Annotated in this window: 3 protein-coding genes and 2 other annotated features; all 3 genes read right to left on the bottom strand. The window is 29.1% G+C overall.

The window, feature by feature from the left end:
* Positions 1 to 114 precede the first annotated feature (114 nt).
* The 3 genes from hisD to ACI3VO_RS06905 all read right to left on the bottom strand — a co-directional run bounded on the left by hisD (position 115) and on the right by ACI3VO_RS06905 (position 4,301).
* Positions 115 to 1,383, bottom strand: coding sequence for a histidinol dehydrogenase (hisD, locus tag ACI3VO_RS06915; protein WP_439757203.1), 1,269 nt, complete (start codon positions 1,381 to 1,383; stop codon positions 115 to 117).
* Positions 1,384 to 1,572: 189 nt separating this feature from the next.
* Positions 1,573 to 2,781 (bottom strand): homoserine dehydrogenase, encoded by a 1,209-nt coding sequence (locus ACI3VO_RS06910; protein WP_439757202.1) that lies wholly within the window; start codon positions 2,779 to 2,781, stop codon positions 1,573 to 1,575.
* 76 nt (positions 2,782 to 2,857) lie between these two features.
* Positions 2,858 to 3,081 (bottom strand) — a binding site (T-box leader).
* Positions 3,082 to 3,151: 70 nt separating this feature from the next.
* Positions 3,152 to 3,370, bottom strand: a binding site (T-box leader).
* A gap of 46 nt (positions 3,371 to 3,416) precedes the next feature.
* Entirely contained in the window at positions 3,417 to 4,301 is an 885-nt protein-coding gene (locus ACI3VO_RS06905; RefSeq protein ID WP_439757201.1) for a YihY/virulence factor BrkB family protein, read from the bottom strand.
* Between the last annotated feature and the right edge of the window lie 217 nt (positions 4,302 to 4,518).

The raw sequence follows: 4,518 nt of genomic DNA, 5'->3' as shown, positions 1-4,518 counted from the left end.
ACATAAAAAAATGCCATTTTTTAGATATTCTCTATTATATGGCATTTTAATACTGTATTATTTATTACGATATTTATGATATACTAATTAATAATTAATATATCTTTTTTAATATTATTTGTTTTCTAATCTAACTCTAGCAGCATTTGCATGAGCGTGTAATCCTTCATCTGTAGCTAATTCAACTGCAACTGGAGCTAGAGATTTTATAGCTTCTTTATTTAATACTTGGTGTGTGCAAGTTTTTATAAATGTACCTACCCAAACTCCACCTGTATATCTAGATGCCTTTAATGTAGGTAGTGTATGATTTGTTCCTGATACATAATCTCCAAATACCTCTGCTGAATATCCACCTATAAATAGTGATCCATAGTTTACAAGATCTTCTATTATTCCTTCATTGTTTTTCACATTTATTTCTAGATGTTCTGGAGCGTATTCATTTGATAATTCTACTGCTTCTTTTAAGTCGTCTACTAAAATTATTTCTCCGTTGTTATCCCATGATGGCTTAGCTATATTTTTAGTAGGAAGTACTTCTAGCATTTCTTCTACCTTTTTTTCTACTTCTTTTGCAAATTTTCTATTAGTTGTTAAAAGTATTCCTCTGGCATTTAAATCGTGTTCACATTGTGCAAGCACATCTGCTGCTATATATGTAGAGTTTGCTGTTTCGTCGGCTATTATAAGTACTTCACTTGGTCCTGCGACAAAATCTATACCTACAGTACCGTAGCATTGTCTTTTAGCTTCTGTTACGTATTTATTTCCTGGTCCTACGATTATGTCTACTGGTTTTATACTTTCTGTTCCATATGTAAATGCAGCTATTGCTTGTACACCTCCAGTTGCGTAGATTTCATCTGCCCCTGCTATATCCATAGCTACTAGTGTTTTAGGATTTATTTTTGCAACATCCTTCATAGTTGGAGAGCATGCTACAACTCTTTTAACACCTGCAACCTTTGCTGGTATTATAAGCATTAGAGCAGTTGAAAATAAAGGATATCCTCCACCTGGTACATATGCTAGACAAGAATTAACTGGTATATGTTTTTGACCTAGGATAACGCCTGGGTATATTTCTTTTTCGAAGTTATTGTCGAAGCTTTCTTTTTGTGCTTTAGCGAAGCTTTCTATATTTGCAGCAGCCACCTTTAAGTTTTCGATAAATTTATCGTCTACTTGTTTATATGCTTCTTCGATTTCTTCCTTTGAAACTCTTATTACCTCTCTATTGTTGTTGTCGAATTTCATATTGTATTTTTTTAGAGCTTCGTCTTTATTTATTTTTATATCTTCTATTATAGAAGATACTTGTTCTTTTACGATTTTTTCAGTTTCAACATTTTTAAATGTTGAATTTTTTATTATCTCCATCTTTTTTCCTCCTATTTCCAATATTTATATATCTATATTTTATTATAATCTATATAAATAAAATTAGATACAAATTTTTACAGGAATACGTTTCTAAGTTTCTAGAGAGAAATAGGGAATGCCATTTAACGAGACATTCCCTATTTCAAACAACAACTTATTTTTAAATCTACTTTTAGCAAAGTATCCTTACAGGCTTAATTTTAATATTTTACTCATATCTTCACAGTAATTATTATTTTGTATAGCATCTAGGCTATCGTTTATAGCACATTCAGAAGAAGCATCTACCATAACAGCTAATTCATCATCTTGAGCTATTACCTCAGAATCTATTAATTTTTCCTTTAAAACAGATATTATCTTGTCCTTTTGAGGTTTTTTGAATCTAAGTAAAGCCTTACATTCACTTGATACTAGCTTATCTACAGGTACTTGTTCTTGAATAAACGCATCTACATTATTTATACGTTTATCGTATATATCTAGTACATCTGCATATACTGCACTTCCTGTAGCGTCTTTTCCTGCTCCTTTACCTACAAATGATACTTCCCCTAAGAAGTCTCCATTTGCAACTATTATATTGAATTCATTATCTATTTTAGACATTATATTGTCGTTATCTACTAAAACTGGTCTTACAAATCCATTTACCTTTCCGTCTTTTAATTTACTTTGGCCAACTAATTTTATTTTGCATCCAAGTTGTTTTGCGTATTCTATATCTTTATGTTCTATTTTATCTATACCTTCTAGATAGAAATCCTTCCAGTAAACTCTCTTGTTATATGATAAAGTAGATAGTATTGATAATTTTCTACCTGCATCATATCCCATTACATCTGCTTCTGGATTAGCTTCGGCAAATCCTAGATCTTGCGCTTCTTTTAATGCTTCTTCATAAGATAAATTTTCATCGTACATTTTTGATAAAATAAAGTTTGTAGTTCCGTTTAGTATAGCAGATATTGAACTTATTTCATTTCCTTCTAGTGATTCTATAAGTGGTTTTATAACTGGTATACCACCGCCTACTGAAGCTTCAAATTTTATACATACTCCGTTCTCTTTAGCTAAGCTAACTAATTCTGCACCGTATTCAGCTAACATATCTTTATTTGCAGTTACTACGTTTATTTTATTTTCTATTGCCTTTTTTAAATATTCATAAGATGGATGTAATCCCCCTAGTAATTCAACCATTACATCTATACCTTTAGCAAATATATCGTCTATATTTGAAGTTAAAACATCTGCATGCTTTTTATGTGAGTATTTATTTACATCTCTAACTAATATACCTTCTATACTTATATCTCTTTTATCCTTGTTACTATCAATTATATCTACTAATCCGCTTGCAACTGTTCCGTATCCTAATATTCCTATTTTCATTTTTAAATTTACCTCCTACTAGCAATTTTTCTTGTATATACTATTTATTTTTGTAATAAAAAAGACTCCTGTCCTTAAAAGGGACGAGTCTCTCGCGGTTCCACCCTATTTAGTTATTTTTATAATAACTCACTCAAAGTTTTAACGCGACTAACGGTAAGTCTTACTACTATATCTCTATAACTTCAGACCACAGCTCCTAGGTAGTTTTCAATCCCTCTAATTTAGAAAATCTTCCAGCTATAAATTTTCCTCTCTGTAAACCGAATTAGATTTACTCTTCCTATTCATTGCCTTTTTGATTATTTTTTAATTTTGCTTTTAAAAATATAATTTTATTTTTAAAATAAAAAAACTCGTCCCTTGTAATAAAAAGGACGAGATATTCTCCCGCGGTTCCACCTAATTTGATAAAAATCCACTCAATGTCTTAACGCGACTAACGGTAAGTCTTACTACTATATCTCTATAACTTCAGACCACAGCTCCTAGGTAGTTTTCAATCCCTCTAATTTAGAAAATCTTCCAGCTATAAATTTTCCTCTCTGTAAACCGAATTAGATTTACTCTTCCTATTCATTGCCTTTTTTTAATTAGATTTAATAATTATATAATATGATATAATTATCAAATTGTCAACTTTCTTTTATATTTTTTTGTATTTTTATTCTATTTCTTTTTTTATAAAGGAGCCTTGCATTGACTTCAGAGCCGATTAAAATAGTCCAGCAACTCAAATAAATCCAAGTTATAAGTACTACTATTCCTCCCAAACTGCCATATATGACATCGTAATTTGAAAAATTATTTACATAAAAAGAATAAAAATAACCTACTACAATCCAAAGAAATGTAGATATTACAGCTCCAGGAATGGAATTTTTATAATTCACATGAGTATTTGGAGTAATAGTGTAAAGAGCAACTAATATTATTATAATTACAGAAATCCCAATACTATATCTTAAAATATTCCATATATAAATAAAATACTTATCTAAATTAATTAAATTAAATACAAATATTCCAATTTTTTCACCACATATAAGCAATATCATAGACATAATTATAAGAATCAATAGCATAATTGCAAAAACAATAGATATAAATAACACCTTAAAAAAAGATCTGCTCTCATTTACACCGTAGGATCTATTAATACCCCTTATAAGGGATTTTACAGCCTTTGACATAGACCATATCGCTAAAAAAAAGCTGGTCACCAAAAGCTTAATGCTTCTATTTCCTATAATAGACCTAATAAGACTCTCCAATATTACAAAAGCGCTAGCTGGCACTAAAGTTTCTAGTATATTTATATATCTATTTAAATATATAACTGGAATAAAAACTACTGCACTTATCGTAAATAATAAAAATGGAAATAAACAAAGTAACATATAAAAAGAAACTTCTGCCGCCCTAGAATTTATATTGCCCACCTGGATTTTTCCATATTTTTTTTCAAAATTATTTTTAACATCCAATAACTTTTTTATTATTTTTTTAATTTGATCCAACCTCCTCATAAATTTAATCTATTTAAATATTATAATAAATTATATGTACTTTTACATTAATTAAATTTTATTTTCTGTATTAAATGCAAATTATATGTGTTTTTATTAATTTACATTTATAAATTCTCTCATACTATATATATTCCTTCCCCAACCATTGTAATTATATTTAACAACTTTGTGTTGATGCTTTGACTACAACAACTCAACACATCTA

Origin of the sequence: Intestinibacter sp., from assembly GCF_051866655.1 — a bacterium.
GTDB lineage: Bacteria > Bacillota > Clostridia > Peptostreptococcales > Peptostreptococcaceae > Intestinibacter.
Note: the sequence above shows the minus strand (reverse complement) of the source record. Positions and strands in the feature narration are given on the sequence as shown.